At 62.1% G+C, this 22,134-nt stretch carries 11 protein-coding genes; 8 read left to right on the plus strand and 3 right to left on the minus strand.

Going from position 1 to position 22,134, the window contains the following annotated elements; genetic code table 11:
* Window positions 1-105 precede the first annotated feature (105 nt).
* The gene (locus ACIQ3Q_RS05950) at window positions 106-1,695 is read right to left on the minus strand and encodes a hypothetical protein (protein ID WP_396268096.1); all 1,590 of its coding nucleotides are present in this window, start codon (window positions 1,693-1,695) and stop codon (window positions 106-108) included.
* A gap of 493 nt (window positions 1,696-2,188) precedes the next feature.
* Between ACIQ3Q_RS05950 and ACIQ3Q_RS05955 the strand changes: the two genes are divergently transcribed.
* The 4 genes from ACIQ3Q_RS05955 to ACIQ3Q_RS05970 all read left to right on the plus strand — a co-directional run bounded on the left by ACIQ3Q_RS05955 (window position 2,189) and on the right by ACIQ3Q_RS05970 (window position 9,758).
* Window positions 2,189-3,583, plus strand: a complete 1,395-nt coding sequence (locus tag ACIQ3Q_RS05955) for an RtcB family protein (RefSeq protein ID WP_396268097.1) — start codon at window positions 2,189-2,191, stop codon at window positions 3,581-3,583.
* Window positions 3,584-3,687: 104 nt separating this feature from the next.
* Window positions 3,688-6,432, plus strand: coding sequence for a hypothetical protein (locus ACIQ3Q_RS05960; RefSeq protein WP_396268098.1), 2,745 nt, complete (start codon window positions 3,688-3,690; stop codon window positions 6,430-6,432).
* Window positions 6,433-6,440: 8 nt separating this feature from the next.
* Window positions 6,441-8,954: a hypothetical protein gene (locus ACIQ3Q_RS05965; RefSeq protein WP_396268100.1), complete on the plus strand. Its 2,514-nt coding sequence runs from the start codon at window positions 6,441-6,443 to the stop codon at window positions 8,952-8,954.
* 597 nt (window positions 8,955-9,551) lie between these two features.
* Window positions 9,552-9,758, plus strand: a complete 207-nt coding sequence (locus ACIQ3Q_RS05970) for a hypothetical protein (protein ID WP_396268101.1) — start codon at window positions 9,552-9,554, stop codon at window positions 9,756-9,758.
* A gap of 97 nt (window positions 9,759-9,855) precedes the next feature.
* Here ACIQ3Q_RS05970 and ACIQ3Q_RS05975 read toward each other — a convergent pair whose 3' ends face one another.
* Both ACIQ3Q_RS05975 and ACIQ3Q_RS05980 read right to left on the minus strand, forming a co-directional pair.
* Window positions 9,856-10,299 (minus strand): hypothetical protein, encoded by a 444-nt coding sequence (locus ACIQ3Q_RS05975; protein ID WP_396268102.1) that lies wholly within the window; start codon window positions 10,297-10,299, stop codon window positions 9,856-9,858.
* Complete coding sequence (locus tag ACIQ3Q_RS05980) at window positions 10,296-13,637, minus strand: winged helix-turn-helix domain-containing protein (RefSeq protein ID WP_396268103.1); 3,342 nt, start codon at window positions 13,635-13,637, stop codon at window positions 10,296-10,298. Before ACIQ3Q_RS05980 ends, ACIQ3Q_RS05975 begins: the two co-directional genes overlap by 4 nt.
* A gap of 348 nt (window positions 13,638-13,985) precedes the next feature.
* On the opposite strand from ACIQ3Q_RS05980, the gene ACIQ3Q_RS05985 reads away from it, so the two are divergent.
* The 4 genes from ACIQ3Q_RS05985 (at window position 13,986) to narH (ending at window position 22,132) form a co-directional block, all read left to right on the plus strand.
* A complete protein-coding gene (locus tag ACIQ3Q_RS05985) occupies window positions 13,986-15,266 on the plus strand; it encodes a nitrate/nitrite transporter (RefSeq protein WP_396268104.1) in 1,281 nt (426 codons plus the stop codon).
* A gap of 70 nt (window positions 15,267-15,336) precedes the next feature.
* Window positions 15,337-16,704, plus strand: a complete 1,368-nt coding sequence (locus tag ACIQ3Q_RS05990) for a NarK family nitrate/nitrite MFS transporter (RefSeq protein ID WP_396268106.1) — start codon at window positions 15,337-15,339, stop codon at window positions 16,702-16,704.
* 15 nt (window positions 16,705-16,719) lie between these two features.
* Entirely contained in the window at window positions 16,720-20,523 is a 3,804-nt protein-coding gene (locus ACIQ3Q_RS05995; protein ID WP_396268108.1) for a nitrate reductase subunit alpha, read from the plus strand.
* Window positions 20,524-20,599: 76 nt separating this feature from the next.
* Entirely contained in the window at window positions 20,600-22,132 is a 1,533-nt protein-coding gene (gene narH / locus ACIQ3Q_RS06000) for a nitrate reductase subunit beta (protein ID WP_396268109.1), read from the plus strand.
* Window positions 22,133-22,134 lie beyond the last annotated feature (2 nt).

Consider the following 22,134-nt stretch of genomic DNA (forward strand, 5'->3'; position numbering starts at 1 on the left):
CGGTCCGGCCACCCCTCCCTTCAGATCAAGGGGTGACCAGTGTGGTCAAGGGAAGGCACCCTGGGGCGCATGGACGGGCCACGGCGCCCCGGGTGCAGGCTCAGGTCAGACCTGCACCGGCGGATACGACGGCACGCCGCCCAGCACATAGGCCACTTGTTGCTGCAGCGGAATGGTGCCGCTGACCACGGGGGGGCCGAAGGTGACGGTGACGGTGCCGGCTTGGTTGTCTTGCTTCACGTCTTGCACCTGGTAGGAGCCCGAGGCGGAGCCCAGGGTGAACAGGCCGAACAGGTCCAGCTTGATGGAGGCGTTGACCTGCAGGTCGCTGGTGATCAGGCTGTTGTTGGCCTGGGTGAAGACCATGGTGATGGTGGGCGCCTGGCAGATCACAAAGGTCTTGAGCCGGGAGAGCGCCTTGCCCACGCCAAACACGTCGGCCACCGAGAAAGCGCTGCCCTGCAAGGCATAGCCCGTGGCGTCTTTGCCGGAGTTGGCCACCACCTCGGTGAGGATATCCATGTCGAACCAGCCCGTGCTGTTGTCCAGGCTCAGGGCCGAGGGCGTGGCGGGCGCCAGGGTGATGCCGGGGTAGTTGAAGCTCATGTTCACCGACGAGCCGCTGCTGGTGTAGCGCGACAGGTTGTAAGACGCTGAGCCGCCGAGCGAGATGTCCAGCACATCCAGAATCGGAATGGTCAGCCCCGCCTTGCCCGATACGCTCATCTGCGAGGAGTTGGACGTGAAGTTGCTCAGGCTCACCGCCACGTTGACCGCGTTCGTGGTGGTGTTCAGCCCGCCGATCAACTGGTTGTCTGAGGGCAGTTGGCTGGGCGTGTAGCCTGGCACCCACTGGGTCGGGCTGACAGGCATGCCGCCGTTGGCCGCGCTGGGCGCGGTGACATTGGCCTGCGCCGCCTGCAGCCGGGCTGTGGCCAGGTAATAGCGGTTGTGCAAGGCATAACTGGCACCGGCCGCCGCCTGATACGACGCAATGGCGTTGCGCAGAGAATTGAGCGTGCTGGGCAGCTTGCTGACGTCGCCATACTGTTTGATGAGCTGGTTGAACACGTCTTGCAGCTTGCCGCCCAAAGGCAGCGGGTTGGAAAAGCTGCCCCCGGCGTTGGTGAACTCCGTCAAGATGGACGCGACTTGCGCACTGGCGGCCGTGTCCTGCTTGTTCATCTGCGCCTGGTCGGCCTGCGAGAACTGGAACGCCACGGCCTGCAAGATCTGGGCATACAGCGTTGAGAAGCTTTGGCCCGTGAGCGCCAAATTGCCGTTGCTGGACACCGTTAACAGCGAATCCAGCGTGGTGTAAGTGGCCGGGTTGAAGTAAGCATTGGGCCCATAGGTGATGCCGTAGTTAAAGCCCTGTGGCGCATTGACCAGCTCGAACTGGCCGTTCAACTGGCTGCTGAGCGCTGCTGCCACCTGGCTCTGCAACTGCTGCATAAAGGCCTGCTGGGCCGGCGGCATGGCGGCAGCCAGCGCGTGGGCTTCCATGGTGATGGGGTTGACCTGCGTCTGGCAGGCCGACAGCGCCGGCGCCGCTGGGTTGGGGTTGCTTTCAACCCAGCTTTGGTAAGCGCTGTTCAGCGCATCACCGGCCGTCTTGGCCGAGACCGTTTGCATCCAGTCCCACACCGGGGGCTTGGTGGTGACACGGCGGATGTAGACACGAAACATAGACATGATGAGAGCCTCCTGAATTGGCGGTTGAACCAGCCACCACCCACCATGGGCAGCGGCTTGGAACGAACTGTGGTTTCAGGGGCTCTTTTTGACCTTCCGGGAAGATGACGGGGGCTGATACGGACGAAAAATCGGGGGCAAATCAAGCGGAAGGTTTCAGGAAGGTTCCGCAGACGCAGCACCGCACTGAGGATTGGCAGCGCCTAATCAGTGAGCGAGTGCAAACTTAAGCAGAGATTGAGCATCACGGCTTATGGGCCTCAGCCAGCCGACAAGCCGCGATGCCCCGCGAGCAACAGGCCCAAAACGTCAGATGCCCGCCGCACCTGCTGGTTTGCCTTGACGGCCCATCGCCCGTACACTCGCGCCCTTCCTTTCTGACTGCTGCTGCAGAAAAGGCATCCCGCTCCGGCCATTTGCTCGGAGCCGATCCTTTTCGCCTGGAACTTCCTCCAGGCCTCGGGGCCCACGGTGCCCCGGAAAGCACAGCACCATGTCCAAACTCACCCGACTTCAAAGAGCTTTCGCGCGCTCACACATAGACCTGCGCTACGAAGGCGGCGTCTACACCGTCCGCAACGAAGCTACCGAGGCGACCATCCTCCTGCCCGCGTCGCTGCCGCTGGAGGAAAAGGCGGTCAAGCAATTGCTGGCATTTGCTTCCGTCAAGACGCCCCATGGTGACGCTGCGGTTTGCGCCGCCTGCGCAACGCCAGACTTTCACCCAGGCACCATCGCCCCTGTGGGCGCCGTTGTTGCCACGCCAATGGATGTGGTCATTCCAGCGGCCATAGGCACCGACATCAATTGCGGCATGCGCCTGCTGACGACCGGCATGTCTTTGGCCCAGCTTGCGCCACGAAAGTCCGAACTCATCGCGCGCTTGCAATCCGTGCTGCTTGAAAACGAGCGCAACATTCCCACGCATACCAGCGCGTTCAAGGCCCTGTTCGATGCAGGCCCCATGGCCTTCATCGACAAGATTCAGCCGGAAGGGCTGTGGGGCAGCGTGGACCGCGACCGCCTAGCCGAAGAAGTGACGCGTTGCATTGGTCTGGACAGCCTGCCTGCAAACTCACGCTATGCACCGGAGGCCTTTGTCAGCGGACGCGAGGTCTTTCGAGACCCGTGCTTGGGCACGCCTGGTGGCGGTAACCACTTTGTCGAGCTTCAAGTCGTGGACAAGGTGCTGGACCGACACGCGGCCTATGCCCATGGTCTGAAGGCTGGCGACGTGGTGGCGATGATCCACAGCGGCTCACGCGACGTTGGCTTTTTTGTGGGCGGCCGGTGGATGGACCGCGCACGCGAGGCCTGGCCTGCGGGCGTGCGCCACCCGGAGAGCAAGTTGTATGCACTGGCAGGGCCCCTGGCCCACGAATACCTTCAGGCCATGGGCGTGGCTGCCCGATACGCCTGGCTGAACCGTGTGGTGCTGGCCGAGATGGTGAGGCGGGAGATGGCCGACCTCTTCGGCGCGGAGAAGTCTCGCCTGGTGGTTGATGTGCCGCATAACGTCGTGTTGACCGAGCAAGGCCTGAACATCCACCGCAAGGGCGCAACGCCCGCACGGCACGGCGACCTGGCACTCATTCCAGGCTCCATGGGCGACGCCTCCTACATCGCCCGAGGGCTGGGCCATGCTGATTGGCTCTGGTCTTGCAGCCACGGGGCTGGCAGGCGCATACGCCGCCAAGAGACACGCGGAATCAAACCAACGCCAACATCAGGGGCCGATTGGCAATGCGTAACGCTGAGGGAAGAGCGCTTGATCGAAGAAGCACCGCAGGCCTACAAGCCCATTGGGGCCGTGATTGATGCGCAGGTAGATGCGGGGCTGATTGAGGGGGTGGCGCGGTTGCGGCCTTGGATGACGTTTAAGGCGTGAAAGGGGGGGCAGGTCAGGGGTAACGACACGTCCCGAAGCATGACAGCTACAAAGCAACGCAGTTTTGAAGATAGTATTCCAACCCCGACTTCGCCACCTTTGCTATGTCTGACACCTCCAACGCCATTGTCATTGACCTTAACAGCAGCAACCACAGCCAACCCGTCGCCGAAGGCTCGCAGCTAATTCAACGAGTGGCGTACGAGAATTTGCTCAGCAAGCTGAGTGAAGACATCAAGCAGGCGCAAGATTTTGCTAAGGCCCCGCCCAAGCACAGAAACGTTGACGATGATGGCTACCCCCTCGGCAGTGGGTTGACTTATTTCATCGATGGCACACGGGGGGCGGGCAAGTCGACATTTCTACGTTATGCCTATCAACATCTTGGCCATCAAGGTAAGGGTGAAAGGCAAGACCTGTACAACGACCCGAAGATTAACCGCAGTGTCAACGTCCTGCCGCTCATGTACCTAGATCCGAGCCGCATCGAGTCCAGCGAACACGTACTGCTGCACATCCTGAAGCGGTTGAAGCATCTGGAAAAGTGCTGCCCGGATAGAAGTGCGGCTGGCGAGCGCGAGCAGGAAGTTTTCAGGAAGTCTTTCAAGGATCTTGCTGGTGGCCTGCATGTATTGAGCGGCAGCAAGTCAGGCCTTGACGATCTGGATGCTGAACTGTTCCTGGACCACGGCTTGGAGCGGGCCGCAGACAGTCAGCGGTTACGCAGCAAGCTCCACACCGTCATTAGCTCGGTTTGCACGATGTATGGTGCAGACGCGCTGGTATTGGCCATCGACGACGCGGACACCAAGGCCGAACTGGCCATGGAAGTGCTGGAGTGTCTTCGCAAGTATCTCGATTCGCCGCAGGTCGTTGCCCTGGTCACGGGTGATCTTGAGATGTATTCGCTGCTGGTGCAAAACCATTTCCAGAAAGACTTCGCCAGCGAAGACAGAGGCCTGAATGCAGACCGCCGCAAACAGCAGGATCGCATGGTGGAACATCTTGAGGATCAGTACCTCCTCAAGCTCTTTCCCATTCAACGACGGGTTCAGTTGAAGACCCTTCATACCTTGTCCGAGAGGCAAACGTATTCGGTGATCACGCCGGGTGGAGCTAGTAATCCCACTTTGCACAGTGCTGTCGACCAAATCTCCACTCAGGGCCTGAGGCTCAGGTCCAAGGCTGACAAAACGCTTTTCCGTGAGCACGTGCTGAAGCTTCCGGTGCGGTCGGTGCTGCAACTGCTTTCGAGCTATTTCAAGTTGTCAGAGAGCGAATCCGCCAAGACAACCGATGCAGCGAGCGAGGCACTGCGAGCCACCGCCCTAAGCAGTCTTTACCGCCACGATGTCGATGTGGAGAGCATTGCCGAGGGTGATCTGCACGCCACCATAGAAGCGGCCTTCAACCTTAGCGTACGCGATGGCGAGCCCGACACGGCCGTCTACCTCCGCCCACAGTCACGGGATGCGTCACTGCGTAGTGCCTATGTCTCGCTGGCTGCGGACGTTGCCCGTCTATGTGAAAACGATCCGGCGCGCGCCATTATCTATATGCTCGTCACCGCAGGCAGCAGCAACATTTTCCATTTGGTCGCCAAGAAGAATGGCACTGCATCAGTCGGGGCAGAGAATGCATCGGAACTTCAGAAAAAGATCAAGCAGTACCTTTCCGTGGGGCGCACAGACAACGCGCTCAATTGGTCCTGGCACGCCACGGCAGCTCTGATCGGCGCCACCAAGTCGAAAGACCTGGAGTTGCGCCAGGGAATCGTCGGTGTACGAACCGGCAAACGAGGCGATGCAAGAGCATTCGACGATCAGCTCAAAGAGGCCTTGAATGGTAAGGATTCTCGCGCCTTTCCGGCGATTGCTTTCAGCCAGTCCGGCGTCAAGAGGTCGAATAACACACAGCGCTACTTGTCCATTTTCAATACGTTGGGGTTGATTGCCAATTTGCTCGAGTTGGACGTTTCGTCCACCCCGGATCTCAAGAAGTCTATTTCCGATCAGCTGAACAAGGTTAGAAATACACCGACAGTCTCATTGCCGAATTGGTCGGATCTGATCTCCAGCGAAGGAGAAGACGAAAGTGAAAGCGAAAGTGAACGTGGCGGCGCCCCTGGAGATGTTGAAAAGGCAGAATTGTCTAAAGAGTCTGCTGAGCGTACTGCACTTGAATCGCTGGTGAGTCGTGTTGAGCAATGGTTGAAGCTCTGCGAACCGTTGAAAAAGTATTTCCATCCGTCGGCCGTCCTGCTCGGGAAGATCTGGAATCGCCTGTACTTCAGTCTGGACAATATTTCATCCAATATGCGCGCAACTAATGAAACGCTCGAAAGTGAGCGCTGCGTCAAGGCCATGGAGTTGTTCTCCTGGGCGTTGATCAACGCCTGCCTGGTGGAGGAAGTGGACTATCACCATCGCGATGTTGGCTCGGCCGAAGGGACTATCAATCGCTCAAACCCACGCTCCTCAGGCGAGCTCGTGATCAGAAAATTCATCAGGGCTGCTGATTCGAAAGACATCGACGTCACACCCACCATTGCGCCACTGACGTTCATGATTGCGTCATGCCCGCTTTTGCTGGGGCTGATCAAAGATGGACAGAAGGGGCTCGCTAAGGATTTGACGATGCAGAGATTTGTCCAAGCCTTGGGGGAAAAGCTCAATATCGAGACTTCGGCTGCATTGAACCAGGACGTGATGTGCGACCAACAAACATGGTCAATCATCGGAGAAACCACCGTCACGAGGTCCGGTGGTAGTCCGGCTGACACGAAAGCCGAAGCAAAGCCACGCACCCGGCCGGCAAGCAAAAAGGCTGAGCAGGCGAAAGAGAATTGAGTGGCCCCATGGCCGACGCGTTCGCTCCCCAGTTAGCCCTGCTTTGCTGCCGGACTCTGAGCAGCCCTCTGGTTCGCCAGCATCTACTCAGCAGTGATTGGTCCGTTCCGCAAGACCGCCGCGACTTGCGGCAGCACCTTTATCTCAGCAACCACCGCTGGCAGGCCCGACTGCCTGATCATGTCTTCGATCTCGGGTTTAAGGCGGCGCAGCAGCGAGGATTGACCGACGAAAATCTTGCTGATGCTGCTTTGCGCTTGCTCGCCGAACAGTTCTTGGAGGTGCAGCAAGGGCAGGTTCAGGTGAAGCTGAACCGCTTCGGCGAATGGCAGCAGAGCGTATTGAGCCGCATCAGCAGCGTTCCCATCATTGCGAAGATGCAGGCCTTGCATACGAAGCGTGGCGGCCACCTGGCCGGGCATGATTCGGTCGAGGCGCTGATCGGCCGTCCGGTGGGTCAAGCCTTGCCTTGCCCGACGCCCAGGGACGGGGCGGTGGAGGACTACATCGGTCGGGAAGGCCTTCATGAAAGCCATTTGCACCTGAATGGCAGTACCTTTGCAGAGCAGTGCTGGCTGCGGGCGCTGGCCCACCCCAACCGTGAGGCGCGACTGTTCAGCGAGTTGTGGCGAGCCTCCAAGCGGTCCTCGGCGGGCGATCGCGTGCAGGAGTTGGCGCGGCTGCATGAGAGCGAGTTCAAGCCGGTTCAATTGCACCGAGACCTGGTGTTGGCAGGCCGGCTGCGTGCCTGGCTGGTCTACGCAGCGCTGAGCCCTGGCGAGCTGCCTTCGAATGCACCCTTGTGCGCTGGTGATTTACGCAGCTACGACAGCGATTGCATTGCCCAGGAGGTGAACCGCCCTTACGTGCTGAAGCACATCGGCCCGACTGAGCAGTTGTCCGGTGAACTGGATTGGCTGACTCGTCTTCTTTGCCAGCCACAGTTGTCGATTCGGGTTGCCCGCATGCTCCATTTGTACTTGTTGCTGCAGCACCAGTACCGGGAGCTGATGGTTCAGGGCGAAGAACTGTACGGCTTCGACCAGTTCCAGAAGTACACCCACACCGAACTTCGAACGCCGGCCGAGAGAAGCTATGTGCAACGGCTCGTGGACATGCACGGCCCTCATGAGCAGCGCAGCCATACCGCCTATTTGGAAGGGCGCTTTGCGCCAAAGAGTAGCTCTGTTGGCAATGCGCGCTTGCTGCAGCAAATCCTCGGCGGCTACCTTGCCTACCTTCGAGACGGTCTGAAGGCAAACGACTCAGCGCAGACTCGCTCACTGTCAAGAACTTTGCAAGAGCTGGACGAGGTGTGCATGGGGTTGAATGCGCGGTGGCCGCAGCGCCAGCAACTTGCCTTGGTGGCTCATTTCATCAAGCAACCTTGGAAGCCGAGGCGGGGAGAGCCCTACCGGCATTACGAACTTCGATGCATGCTCGAGTCACAAATGGCCCATCTCCGCATCACCTTGCGGGATTACCCACGATTGCGCCGCTGGGTGCGTGGCGTGGATGGTGCGGCCAACGAACTACATGCACCACCTGAGGTGTTCGCCAGCATATTTCGGCAAGCCGAACGACTTGGCCTCGGGCACCGCAGCTATCACGCTGGAGAGGACTTTCCCCATTTGCTGACAGGCCTGCGGCACATGCTGGACGCCATAGAGCTGCTGAACTTGCGCAACGGTTCGCGCATTGGCCACGGCACTGCATTGGGTATCGATCCGTCGCTGTGGCTGTCTCGGATGCCAGGGACTTTGCACTTGAGTCGAAGTGAGCGACTGCTGGATCTGCTTGCTGCCTGGCAGTTGCTGCGCCAGTTGCCGGATTGCCCCATGCAGGCTTATCAAGCCGAGATGCAATTGAATTCGTTGCTACCGCAGGTGTTCCGTACCCCTGTGGCGGCCAACCTCTTTGAGCGCGCCATGGGGTTTCGGGGCTTGCACATGGGTTTTGTCAGTCAGCTCCAAGAAAGTCTGAATTGGACATGGTTTGATGCTTCACTGGTCGATAGTTTGCGTGAAGAGGCTCGTTTAGTACACGAAGCAAATGAATCGGATCCCGAGGCGCTTCAACTGCTATGGAAGTGGCACAACGATCACAAGCTGATCCCTAGAGGTGAAGAATTGATCGAGATTGAAGCTCAGGATGCTTTGTTTACCCCGGCTGTCTACTTGCGTCTACAACAAGCGCTGATGGCGCGCGTGGCGGGAAGACGCATCGTCATTGAAACGCTTCCAAGCAGCAACGTGCGCATCAGCCAGTACGAATGCTTTGAAGAGCATCACGTCATGCGCTGGATGGGCGTACCTGGTTTCGTCAAACCAGGGGACGTACCCATCATGGTGTCGTTGGGATCAGACGATCCCGGCATCTTCGCGGGGAATTTGAAGGGTGAGTTCTACCAACTGTACGCAGTGCTGCGCAAACATGGCCTGCTGGATACCGAAGCCCTGCGCCACGTGGCTGCCGTTAACGAACGTGGCCGGCAGTACCGATTTCACGATCCCGCTCTATGAGCTATAGGGTGCCAAGCGCCGTTACTCGGCCGGTCGTCAAGCGGTGGTTTTTGGAGGAATTACCATTCGGTTCACGCATTTCTGATACGCCTCCCTATGCCGCGCGACGACTTTAAAGCGTCTGTCAAAGACTCTCTTGCCAAACGCGTGGCTTACCGCTGCTCAAACCCTGACTGTCGTGCCCTCACCGCTGGCCCGCATAGTGAACCCGGCAGGCACATCAATCTCGGCGTCGCAAGTCACATTGCCGCAGCTTCTCCTGGAGGACCAAGGTACGACCCAGCGCAATCGGCGGGAAGCCGCCGCTCCCACACGAATGCGATCTGGCTATGCCAAACCTGCTCGAGGCTGATCGACAGTGACACTTCCGCATACACATCGGAGTTATTGACAGACTGGAGACATGCCGCAGAGGTGGCTACCAAGCGCGAGCTTCACGGCATACCGAAGACTGAGTTCTTCCCACAACCGGTTTCGGCACTTCACACGCCAATACCGAGAATCTCAGATCTTTCCTACGATGAGGCGAGAGAGTTATTGACACGTGCCGGATGGCAGCCGCAGCGACAGAATTGGTCTCACGCAAGCAACTTTGACATGCAGCATGGCAACGGGCTGCATTTTTGGACCAAGGGATATCACGAAATCAGATACGCCTCGGGAACAGGGTTGGCGATGTGTTCTTTCGGATTCAGTGATGTCTATGACAACACACTCGTAGTTGTCACCGCCGGAGAAGTCATTGAGGATGTGGGCGCTACTGCGCGCGTTTGGCGCTGGTACATTGAAGTCAGCGACAAATGAAACCATGCTTTGCTGCGCCGACTCCGGCCTGACACCGACGAGAGTCCGATGATGTTTGGTGGCCTGAAGCGGGCCGAACCCACACCTCAGACTCAGATCAAGGCGTGTTCCTGATGATCGGATCGGTGCTGGCCGTCAGGTAGCCCGGGTGGTCAGATCCCCCATGAGCGAAGATCAATAGCAGCCCGCGCTCGCTGTTGTCCGCCACCGGCACCACCACGCGCCGCTCTCGCGCCATGAACATATTGGGCAACTGGTAGCTGCCGCCAAGGGTCTTGGCAACAGCCGCAAAAAGTTCCGCCTCGGTGTCGATACCCTCAGGAATGTTAAGCCAATTGGCGAGTTGGTCCGCTGTGGGCTGAGCCAGGCAAACGAAGTCATTGCTGTAGCCATGCGCGTGGCAATTGAGCTGGTCGGCGGAGACGGGTTCGCCTTTGGGGTTGAAGTAGCGACAGTGTTGGGCGTGTTTGTCACCGCCGCTGCGCACGGGCACCACATAGTAGGTAGCCATTTCCAGGGGCTTGGGGGTTTGGGTCGTCATGGTGTTGGTCTTCCTCTTGGGTTTACTGATTGAAGGGGAACATCCCCACCGCTCATCCATGCCACGCGGTAGCCACCAGCGCTGAGGCGCTGCCAGTCTTCCGGGGAGGGTGTGCGGCTTCCAGCGCAAGCCTGCAGGTGCAGACTTGCCTCCAGAACCACTCCGGCATGGCCAGAGGCCAGTGCCGGGGCCAAAGCCGCTTGCATTTGCTCGCACCATCTTTGGCGCTCAGCATCGGCATTGAGCGCATTCAAGGCTGCGAGCCCAATCAAGGCCAATTGGCCTCTCAGTTGGTCGAGTTGCCAATCGGGCGCGGCCTTGTAGACATCGTCGAGCAAAGCTTTGACATCGTCACAGGCCCGTATGGCGGTCGAAGCATCTCCAGTCTCCAGGGCCTGCTTTGCCCTCAACAGGCCCAATAGAACCTTGGCTCGACCATAGGGCTCAGCCTTGCTGTCGCCACGACTCGTCGCCACAGAAAGCTCAGAAAGCACTGCGCCAAGCTTCGCATTCACGCCCCTGGCCTCAGAGGCCTCTAGCAGCGCGAGCTGGGCCTTAGCGATCACCAAATGGATTTCCCAGTTCGCGTTTGACGGCTCACTTCGCCAAGCAGAACTCAGAGCGGCGGCGGCCGACTGCAGGTCTTGGCGTGCGCGTTCTCGGTCTGCCATGGCAATACGAGCGTCTGCAGTACGACGCAAGAGTCCACCGCGAATCCAACTTTCTAGGGCCGCTTCGCCGCTGGTGCTCGCGCGCTTCGCCATGCGTTTCAGAGGCCCTTCATACCACTCCAACGCCTTCACCGGCTGCCCCTGCACATAGGCCACCACACCCAACCAAGTCTCGGTCTCATTCAAGATGGACTCATGTGTAGCGTTATCTGGCTCATCAGCCAGCGCCGCCTGGGCCAGGCGTCGTCCCTCTTCAAAGGCTTGTTGCGCTTCAGCCCAGCGGGCGCGCTTGATGGCAATGGCGCCCAGGCTGCCCAGGGCGCTGCCCAGCTCGGTGCGGGCTGTCGCGTTCTTGGGCTCCGCCGCTACCCACTGCTGCGCCACCTGCCGGTACTGCCCCATGGCCTGGGCGGCGGTGTCCAGCTCGCCGGCGTCATAGGCGTTTTGGCCCAGCCAGAACCAGGCGGCGCCCAGGGTGGGCCAGTAGTCGGCCGCGTGGCTTTGGGCCCATTCGGGGTGGGCTTGCAGAAGTTGGCGGGCTTGTTGGGCGGCTTGGTCGCTCAAGGGGCGTTGGCCTTTGCCGCGGCTGCCTTGCACCTCGGCCAGCACCAGCAGGGCTTTGGCGCGTTGGATGGCGTCGGTGGGGCCCAGGCTGTTGTCGGCCTCGCGCTCGGCCAGGGCGGCTAGGCCTTGTTCGCCCAGGCTGCCCAGCAAGTCCAGCTTGCCCAGGGGACGCAGTTGGTCGGCCAGCTCGCCCAGCATAAAGCTGCTGAGGCGCTGGCTTTCGCGCTCGCGGGCTTGGGCTTGGTGGGCCAGCTCCAGGTTGTGCACGGCCATCCAAGAGGTGACCGCCGCCAGCACCACGCTGGCGGCCACGGCTGCCCAGCGCCATTGGCGTTTGCGCTGGTGGCGCAGCACCGAGCGCTGCACAAACTGGCGCTCGTCTTCTGTAAACAGTTCAAGATGAGTGACCAGGCCTTCACGCGCGCGGGAAAGCAATGGCCCCTGCGGCAGCAGATAGGCCGAGGCGCCCTGGGCCTCGCGCCAGCGTTGCACCCAGGGGTGCAGTTCGTCGCGGGTGCTCAGGCTCAGTTGGTGCTGGGCGACCCAGGTGGTGACGCGGGGCCAGCGGCGCAGCAGGGCCTCGTGCGCCACCCTGAAGCCCACGCGGCCACCCACTTGGTCGGTCACCAGCAGGCGGGCTTCAACCAGGGCGCGCAGCAGGGCCAGCTCGGCGTCGTCGCGGCAGGCGTTCAGCGGCATCCAGCGGCCCGAGGGCGTGGTGGCCTGGGCCCCGGCCGGGCCTGCCAGTTGCACCAGGTGGCCCAGCAGGGCGGGCAGCGCGGCTTGTTGGTCTTCAGGCAGTGCGGCTAGCACGGCTTCGGCGCGGCGGCCAATGGCGCCGTCCAGGCCGCCCATGTCGTCATAGGCGGCCCAGCGCAGTTCGCCCGCGTCGCTGCGGGCTTCGTACAGCGCGGCCAGGGTGTATTGCAGCAGGGGCAGTGCGTCTGGGGCGCCCACGGCGTCGGCCACCAGGCGGTCGTCCAGGCGGCGCCAACCGGCGGCGTCCAGGCCATAGTGCAGGCCGGCGGCTTGGGCGGGCAGGCGGATGATCTGGGCCAGGGCTTCGGCGTCGGGGGGCAGCAGGTCCACATGGGCGCCGTGCACCTTGCCGGCCATCAGCACTTCGTGGCGGGCCAGCTCGGCATAGTGGTCGTTGCGGCACACCACCACGGCCACCAGCGGGGTGGCGCGCAGCAGGTGGTCCAGCGTGGCCAGCAGCGCGGCCACGGTGCTGTGGGGCTGGCTGGCCAGCAGAGCTTCCCAGCGGTCTAGCACCAGGGCGGCGGGCAGGCCCGCGCAGGCGGGGGCTTGCAGGCCGGCCTGCAGGTGGGCGGCCACTTGGGCGGGCTGTTGGCGCAGGGCCTCACCCAGGCTGCTGATGCTGTAGCCGCTGAGCAAAGGGGTGTCGGCCACTTCCCAGTCCAGCATGGCGGCGGCCAGGCCTTCAAAGGCGTCCCAGGGGCCTAGGCTGCCGCCGTCTAAGGTGGCGTCGGCGCAAATGCGCAAGGGCCAGTCGGCCGGGCGGGCGCCGTGCAAGGCAGGCAGCAGCCCCGCCTGCACCAGCGAGCTTTTGCCCGAGCCGCTAGGCCCCAGCAGCACCACCAGTGGGTAGTGCCGCTGCCATTGCTGGTTCAGGGCTTGCAGCAGGGTGGCCACCATCGGGTCGCGCCCAAAGAACACAGCGGCATGGCGGGCCTCAAAGGCTTCTAGGCCCCGGAAGGGCGAGCCTGCCGTCCAGGCACCGGTGCGGCCACGTGGGCCTTGGTCACCCAAGACTTGTACGGTCGAAATGAGCCGGTAGCCTTGTTTGCGAATGGTCTCGATGTACTGCGGCGTGGTGGCGCTGTCGCCCAGGGCGCGGCGCAGCGCGGCAATGGCTTTGTGGACGGGGTTGTCGCCCAGGGGCTCGCCGCGCCAGCAGGCGGCCAGCAGCTCGTCGGCAGAGACCACGCGGCCCACGCGCTCGCACAGGGCCAGCAGCACGGCCATGTGCAGGGGCTCCAGGGCCACGCGCTGCTCGCCCTGCACCAGGCGGTGCGCAGGCCCATCCACCAACCACGGCCCCAGCAGCAAGCGGGGCGCAGCGCCACCAGACCAGCTCATGGTCTTGCTTCCTTCAACCCAGGGCAGCGCTCACTTTGCAGGGAGCACCGCGTTTATTGTTAGACGGTGGCGGTGGCGGCAAAAGTTGGCAAATGAATGCCACTCAGTTGCCACACCACCACAACCCTGGGGAGTATGGCGCAAATAACGCCGTTGGAAGATGCTGACTTCACCAATGGCGGGCACTGAGCCGCGCCGAAAAGCTGGCTCAGGCGCCCAGCCCTAGTTCTTCAGAACTATGTCGCCCGCAAGGCCATCGTTCTAACGCCGCGCTGAACCTGCCTCTTAGCGGTATGGCCGCTGGGGCGGGCTGTGGCGACAGTGGGGGTGCTTGTTTTGAGGTTCCCTATGCCCGCTTCTGCCCCACTGCCTTCCAAAGCCTGGTCGGTGCTCATCGTCAGCACCTTGGCCTTCACCGTTTGCTTCATGGTCTGGATGATGTTCGGCGTCATCGGCATTCCGCTGAAGAAGACGCTGGGCCTGAACGCCACCGAGTTCGGCCTGCTCACCGCCACACCGGTGTTGACGGGTTCGCTCATCCGCGTGCCCTTGGGCATTTGGACCGACAGGTACGGCGGCCGCATCGTGATGGCCGTGCTCATGGCCACCACCATCCCGGCCATCTGGATGATGAGCTACGCCACTCAGTATTGGCACTTTCTGGTAATTGGCCTGTTTGTCGGCCTAGCCGGGGGCAGCTTCTCTGTGGGCACGCCCTATGTAGCACGCTGGTTCCCTAAAAACCGCCAGGGCATGGCCATGGGGGTTTACGGCGCGGGCAACTCGGGCTCGGCGGTCAACAAGTTTGTCGCCCCGGCCCTGCTGGTGGCCTTTGGCTGGACGGCCGTGCCGCAGGTCTATGCGGCGGTGATGCTGGGCACTTTGCTGATCTTCTGGTTTGGCAGCGCCAGCGACCCCTCGCACTTGGTCACCTCTAGGGCCAGCTTTGGCGAGCAGCTCAAGGCGCTGAAGGACCCCAAGGTGCTGAAGTACTGCCAGTACTACAGCATTGTGTTTGGCGGCTATGTGGCACTGGCCCTGTGGATGGTGCAGTACTACGTGGGTGAGTACGGCCTGGACATCCGCTATGCCGCTTTGCTGGCGGCCTGCTTCTCGCTGCCCGGTGGGGTGCTGCGCGCCATTGGCGGCGTGCTGTCGGACAAGTTCGGCGCGCACAGCGTCACTTGGTGGGTGATGTGGGTGAGCTGGGTCTGCCTGTTCTTGCTGAGCTACCCGCAGACCGACTTCACCGTCACCACCGTCAACGGGCCGCAGACCTTTCACATCGGCTTGAACGTCTATGCCTTCACCGCCTTGATGTTCATTTTGGGCATCGCCTGGGCCTTCGGCAAGGCCAGTGTCTTCAAGTACATCAGTGACGACTACCCGCAAAACATAGGCGCCATCAGCGGCATCGTGGGCTTGGCCGGTGGCTTGGGCGGCTTTGTGTTGCCCATCTTGTTTGGCGTGCTGATGGACCTGACCGGCATTCGCTCCAGCGCCTTCATGTTGCTCTATGGCGTGGTTTGGGTCTCCCTGATCTGGATGTACTGGACAGAAGTCCGGCGCACCGAGCTGATGGGTGCCAAGGCCCCTGAAGCCCCGTTTTCGCGGTCGTTCGTGCGCTAACGCGCTTCTCTTTCCTTCCTTCTCTTCGCGCGTTCGACCGCACCTCTTCTTCTCTTCACAGGAGCCCCTCATGGCATCCGTTATAGCCCACTGGAACCCGGAGGACGCAAGCCTCTGGGACCGCAGCGGCCACAGTGTGGCCACCCGCAACCTCTGGCTGTCCATCCCGGCGCTGACCCTGGCCTTTGCGGTCTGGATGGTCTGGTCGGTGGTGGTGGTCAACCTGCCCAATGTGGGCTTCAAGTACAGCACCAACCAGCTGTTCTGGTTGGCCGCGCTGCCTGCGCTGTGCGGCGCCACGCTGCGCATCTTCTACTCGTTTGCGGTGCCAATTTTTGGGGGGCGGCGCTGGACGGCCCTGTCCACCGCCAGCCTGCTGCTGCCCGCTCTGGGCATTGGCTTTGCGGTGCAGGACGTGAACACCTCGTATGAGGTGATGGTGCTGCTGGCCCTGCTGTGTGGCCTGGGCGGCGGCAACTTTGCCAGCTCCATGGCCAACATCAGCTTCTTCTACCCCAAGGCCCAAAAAGGCTATGCCCTGGGCATGAATGCGGGCCTGGGTAACTTGGGCGTGTCGCTGGTGCAGTTTGTGGTGCCGCTGGTCATCACCGCCGGGGTGTTTGGGGCGCTGGGCGGCGAGCCCGCCCCCAGCGCCAAGGGCCCGCTGTGGTTGCAAAACGCGGGCTTCATCTGGGTGCCCTTCATTGCCTTGTCGGCCGTCGCAGCGTGGTTTGGCATGAACGACCTGGCCGAGGCCAAGGCCTCGTTTGCCGACCAGGCGGTGATCTTCAAGCGCAAGCACAACTGGCTGATGTGCTGGCTCTACCTGGGCACCTTCGGCAGCTTCATCGGCTATTCGGCGGGCTTTCCGCTGCTGATCAAGAGCCAGTTCCCCGGCGTCAATGCGCTGCAGTACGCCTGGCTGGGCCCGCTGGTGGGCGCGCTGTCGCGGCCGCTAGGTGGCTGGCTGTCTGACAAGTTGGGCGGTGCGCGCGTGACCTTCTGGAACTTTGTGGCCATGGCCTTGGGCGTGCTGGCCGTGCTGCACTTCCTGCCGCAGGCCGGCCAGGGGGGCGACTTCATGGGCTTTCTGGTGGCTTTCATGGCTCTGTTCGCCTTCGCGGGGGTTGGCAATGGCAGCACCTTCCGCATGATCCCGGTCATCTTCTTGACGGAGCGCCAGCGCGCCGCCGGGCCCAGCCCCCTGGCCCGCGAGCAAGCCGTGAAGGACGCCAACAAAGAGGCGGCAGCGGTGCTGGGCTTCAGCTCGGCCATCGGCGCCTATGGCGGCTTTTTCATCCCCAAGAGCTACGGCACCTCCATCGCCCTGACGGGTGGCCCCGACGGTGCGCTCTATGCCTTCATCGTGTTCTACCTGAGCTGCATGGCCATCACCTGGTGGTGCTACAGCCGCAAGAACGCGCCCATGCCTTGCTGACCTCAAAGGTTTGACATGTCACATTTTTTGGACCGACTCACGCACTTTGCCCAGCCCAAGGAGAGCTTCTCTGACGGCCACGGCCAAACCACCGGCGAAGACCGCACCTGGGAAGACGCCTACCGCAACCGCTGGGCCCACGACAAGATTGTGCGCTCCACCCATGGGGTGAACTGCACGGGCTCCTGCTCCTGGAAGATCTACGTGAAGGGCGGCATCGTCACCTGGGAGACCCAGCAGACCGACTACCCCCGCACCCGCTGGGACATGCCCAACCATGAGCCGCGCGGCTGCCAGCGCGGCGCCAGCTACAGCTGGTATCTCTACAGCGCCAACCGGGTCAAGCACCCCATGGTGCGCGGGCGCTTGCTCAAGCATTGGCGTGCGGCCCGCCAGACCTTGGGTCCGGTAGAGGCCTGGGCCGCCATCCAGGGCGACGAGGCCAAGCGCCGCGACTACCAACAGGTGCGTGGCCTGGGCGGCTTTGTGCGCGCCGGTTGGGACGAGGTCAACGAGATCGTGGCCGCTGCCAATGTTTATACCGCCAAGACCTGGGGGCCAGACCGCATCATCGGCTTCTCGCCCATCCCGGCGATGAGCATGGTCAGCTATGCCGCAGGCAGCCGCTACCTGAGCCTGATCGGCGGCGTGTGCATGAGCTTTTATGACTGGTACTGCGACCTGCCCCCCGCCAGCCCGCAGGTTTGGGGCGAGCAGACCGACGTGCCCGAGAGCGCCGACTGGTACAACAGCAGCTACATCATCGCCTGGGGCTCCAACGTGCCGCAGACGCGCACGCCCGATGCCCACTTCTTCACCGAGGTGCGCTACAAGGGCTGCAAGACGGTGGCCATCACGCCGGACTACTCCGAGGTCGCCAAGCTGGCCGACCTGTGGATGCACCCCAAGCAGGGCACGGATGCCGCCGTGGCCATGGCCATGGGCCATGTGATCCTCAAAGAGTTTTACCTGGATCGCCGCAGCCCTTACTTCGACAACTACGCGCGGCGCTACACCGACCTGCCCATGCTGGTGATGCTGCGCGACCACATCCTGCCCGACGGCCGCGTGGTGCAAGTGCCCGACCGCTTTGTGCGCGCCAGCGACTTCAACGGCAAGCTGGGCCAGGCCAACAACCCGGACTGGAAGACGGTGGCCTTTGACACCGGCGGTCGGGCCGTGTTGCCGCAAGGCTCTATCGGCTTTCGCTGGGGGCCAGAAGGGCGGCCTGACGCCGGCCGCTGGAACCTGGAAGACAAAGAGGCCCGCCACGGCCAAACCGTGAAGCTCAAGCTCTCGGTCATCGAAGACGGCGCGCAGGCGCATGAGGTGGTGGAGGTGGGCTTCCCCTACTTCGGTGGGGTTGAGAACCCGCACTTCAAGGGCAATGCCCAAGGCGGCGACGTGCGCCAAGCCCGTGTGCCCGCCGTACGCCTGCGCTTGGGCAAGGCTGGCGAAGAACGCCACGCGCTGGTCGCCACGGTGTTTGACCTGCAGCTCGCGCAATATGGCCTGGACCGTGGCCTGGGCAGTGGTGCCGCGAGCTACGACGACAACGCGCCCTACACCCCGGCCTGGCAAGAGAGCATCACCGGCGTGCCCCGCGAGCAGATCATCAGCGTGGCGCGCCAGTTTGCCGACAACGCCGAGAAGACCGAGGGGCGCTCGATGATCATCATCGGCGCGGCCATGAACCACTGGTACCACAGTGACATGAACTACCGGGGCGTCATCAACATGCTGATGATGTGCGGTTGCATCGGCAAGAGCGGTGGCGGCTGGGCGCACTATGTGGGCCAAGAAAAGCTGCGGCCCCAAACCGGCTGGACAGCCCTGGCCTTTGCGCTGGACTGGGCCCGCCCGCCACGCCAGCAAAACTCCACCAGCTTCTTCTATGCCCACACCGACCAGTGGCGCTACGAGAAGCTGGGCATGGACGAGGTGCTCTCACCGCTGGCCGACAAGGCGGCCTACCAGGGCAGCGCCATCGACTTCAATGTACGGGCCGAACGCATGGGCTGGTTGCCCTCAGCCCCTCAACTGGACCGCAACCCTCTGCGCGTGGCCAAAGAGGCCGCAGCAGCAGGCCAGGACCCCAAAGCCTATGTGGCGGCGCAGTTGCAAAGCGGCCAGCTCGACATGGCCTGCCACGACCCAGACGCACCGCAAAACTGGCCGCGCAATATGTTTGTCTGGCGCAGCAATATCTTGGGCTCCAGCGGCAAGGGCCATGAATACTTCTTGAAGCACCTGCTGGGCACCAGCAATGGCGTGCAGGGCAAAGACTTGGGCAAGGATGACGCCAAGCCCACAGAAGTGAAGTGGCACGACAAGGCCCCGGAAGGCAAGCTGGACCTGCTGGTGACGCTGGACTTCCGCATGAGCACCACTTGTTTGTATTCAGACATCGTGCTGCCCACCGCCACTTGGTACGAGAAGAACGACCTCAACACCAGCGACATGCACCCCTTCATCCACCCGCTCTCCGCAGCGGTGGACCCGGCCTGGGGCGCACGCAGCGACTGGGATATCTACAAAGGCTTTGCCAAGACCTTCAGCCAAGTCTGCGTGGGCCACCTGGGCGTGGAAAAGGAGGTGGTGCTGACCCCGCTGATGCACGACTCCCCCGCCGAGCTGGGCCAGGCGATGGGTGTGAAGGACTGGAAGCGCGGTGAATGCGAGTTCATCCCCGGCAAGACCGCGCCGCAGATCCAAGTGGTGGAGCGCGACTACCCCAATGTCTACAAGCGCTTCACCGCACTCGGGCCTTTGATGAGCACCGTGGGCAATGGCGGCAAAGGCATTGCCTGGAACACCCAGACCGAGGTGACGCAGTTGGGTCAGCTCAATGGCTTGGTGCGCGAGCCCGGCGTGAGCCAAGGCCTGCCCAAAATAGAGACCGACATCGACGCCTGCGAGGTGGTGCTGCAACTGGCCCCCGAGACCAACGGCCACGTGGCCGTCAAAGCCTGGGAGGCGCTGGAGAAGGCCACCGGCCGCGAGCACAAGCACCTGGCCCTGTACCGCGAGGACGAGAAGATCCGCTTTCGCGACATCCAGGCCCAGCCGCGCAAGATCATCAGCTCGCCCACCTGGAGCGGCATCGAGAGCGAGACCGTCAGCTACACCGCCGGCTACACCAATGTGCATGAGCTGATCCCTTGGCGCACCCTCACCGGCCGCCAACAGTTCTACCAAGATCATGCGTGGATGCTGGCCTTTGGCGAGGGCTTGTCCAGCTACCGCCCGCCGGTGGACATGAAGGCCACGGCCGCCATGCACCAGCAGCGGCCCAATGGCCACCCAGAGATCTTGCTGAACTTCATCACCCCGCACCAGAAGTGGGGCATCCACAGCACCTACACCGACAACGTGATGATGCTGACCCTGAGCCGGGGCGGCCCCATCGTCTGGCTCAGCGAAGAGGATGCCGTCAAGGCGGGCATCGTCGACAACGACTGGGTGGAGCTGTTCAACGTCAACGGTGCGATTGCCGCCCGCGCGGTGGTCAGCCAGCGCGTCAACCCGGGCATGGTGATGATGTATCACGCCCAAGAAAAGATCATCAACACGCCGGGCTCCACCATCACCGGCACGCGGGGCGGCATCCACAACTCGGTGACCCGCATCGTGCTCAAACCCACCCACATGGTGGGCGGCTATGCCCAGCAGAGCTGGGGCTTCAACTACTACGGAACCATAGGCACCAACCGCGACGAGTTTGTGGTGGTGCGCAAGATGGACCGCGTCGATTGGCTGGACACGCCCGTCGGTGAAGACAAGGTGCCTCTGGTGCAAGCCCAAGGAGAGAACGCATGACCCCCCACATTCACTTTCGTTCATTGCCCCCCCAGGGGGGGCGTGCCTCCTTTGAGGCTGCTCGGCAGGAGGCCGCATGAAGATTAGAGCCCAAATCGGCATGGTGTTGAACCTGGATAAGTGCATCGGCTGCCACACTTGTTCAGTCACCTGCAAGAACGTCTGGACCAGCCGCCCTGGCCTGGAGTACGCCTGGTTCAACAATGTGGAAACCAAGCCCGGCATTGGCTACCCCAAGGCCTGGGAGAACCAAGACAAATGGCAAGGCGGCTGGGTGCGCAAGGCCAATGGCCAGATTGAGCCGCGCCAGGGCGGCAAGTGGAAGCTCTTGATGAAGATCTTCGCCAACCCGCGCATGCCGGAGATCGACGACTACTACGAGCCCTTCACCTTCGACTATGCGCACCTGCAAAGCGCACCCGAGATGAAGGCCAGCCCCACGGCCCGCCCACGCAGCCTGATCACCGGCCAGCAGATGGACAAGATCGTCTGGGGCCCGAATTGGGAGGAGATCTTGGGCGGCGAATACGCCAAGCGCAGCGAAGACGCCAACCTGGCCAACTTCGATGCGGCCCAGAAGGCCATGATTGGTGAGTTTGAAAACACCTTCATGATGTACCTGCCGCGCCTGTGTGAGCACTGCCTCAACCCGGCCTGCGTGGCGTCTTGCCCCAGTGGCAGCATCTACAAGCGCGAAGAAGACGGCATTGTGCTGATCGACCAAGACAAGTGCCGGGGTTGGCGCATGTGCGTCTCGGGCTGCCCCTACAAGAAGATCTATTACAACTGGAAGAGCGGCAAGGCCGAGAAGTGCATCTTCTGCTACCCGCGCATCGAGGCCGGCCAGCCCACGGTGTGCAGCGAAACCTGCGTGGGCCGCATCCGCTATCTGGGTGTGCTGCTGTACGACGCCGACCGCATCGAGCAGGCCGCCAGTGTGGAGAAAGACAAAGACCTCTACCAGGCCCAGCTCGATCTCTTCTTGGACCCGAATGACCCGGCTGTGATCGCCCAGGCGCGCTTGGACGGCATCCCCGACGCCTGGCTGGAGGCGGCGCGCAAGAGCCCCGTCTACAAGATGGCCGTCGACTGGAAAGTGGCGCTGCCCCTGCACCCGGAGTACCGCACTTTGCCCATGGTCTGGTATGTGCCGCCGCTGTCGCCCATCACCGCCGCCACCCAGGCGGGGCATGTGGGCAGCAAGGGGCAGATCCCGGACGTGGCGCAGATGCGCATCCCCGTGCAATACCTGGCCAACCTGCTGACAGCCGGTGCGGTAGAGCCCGTGGAGCAGGCCCTGGAGCGCTTGCTGGCCATGCGCGCCTTCCAGCGCAGCAAACATGTGGACGGCGTCCACAACAGCGCCGTGCTGGAACAAGTGGGCATGAGCCAGCACATGGTTGAGGACATGTACCAGACCATGGCCATTGCCAACTATGAAGACCGCTTTGTGATCCCCAGCACCCACCGCGAATACGCCGAGAACACCTTCAATGTGCGCGGCGGCTGTGGCTTCAGCTTTGGCAACGGCTGCTCCGAAGGCAGCAGCGACACCAGCCTGTTTGGCAGCGAGAAGCGGCGCACCATTCCCATCAAGGCGGAGATCTGAAC

Origin of the sequence: Ideonella sp. (genome assembly GCF_044358605.1) — a bacterium.
Lineage (GTDB): Bacteria > Pseudomonadota > Gammaproteobacteria > Burkholderiales > Burkholderiaceae_C > Ideonella.